The sequence below is a fragment of the Pseudogemmobacter sp. TB195 genome (assembly GCF_058313095.1).
Map to the genome: position 1 here is coordinate 1 of NZ_JBZEGG010000153.1, position 600 is coordinate 600.

Below are 600 nucleotides of genomic sequence, written 5' to 3' on the forward strand. Positions count from 1 at the left end.
GCCAAGGTGGACCTGCTGAACATGGACTACCGGGCGCCATCGCTCGCGACCATGCAGGGGCTGAACACGACGACGCTCGGCTTCACGGTTGACACCGGGTATCGCTTCAACCTGGGCGCCAACGCCTTCATCGAACCGGTGGCCACGCTCTCCTATGCGCGCACCACGCTCGACCGCCTGCTGGCGCTGCCTGGGGCGATGGCCAAATTCGGCTCCAACGACAGCCTGCGCGGCAGCCTCGGCGCCCGCGTCGGCGGCAACATGGTCCTGAACGACGCCTACCGTCTGGAGGCCTCGCTGACCGGACGCGTCTGGAACGAGTTCCGGGGCGTCAACAAGGCGCTGATCCTGAGTGACGGCGTTCCGCTTGGCGTCGAAGACAATTTCCGCGGCGCGTTTGGCGAGATCGCGGGAACGCTCAACGTGTACGGCGCCAACACCGGGTGGTCGGGCTTCGTCAGCGCGAGCTACAAGTTCAACCGCGACCTGTCCAACAGCTCCATCAAGGGCGGCGTCCGCTACCAGTGGTAACCGCCGCCTGACGGCGCCACGACAAAATAAAGGGCCGTCCCATCGGGGCGGCCCTTTTTACATCTGCCG

1 protein-coding gene is annotated in these 600 nt (G+C 65.7%); it reads left to right on the top strand.

Annotation, left to right across the window (positions count from 1 at the left end; genetic code table 11):
* Positions 1-531 (top strand): autotransporter outer membrane beta-barrel domain-containing protein (locus tag AC4FS3_RS29105; RefSeq protein ID WP_491023435.1); only part of this gene is annotated, 531 nt, incomplete at its 5' end.
* Positions 532-600: the final 69 nt, after the last annotated feature.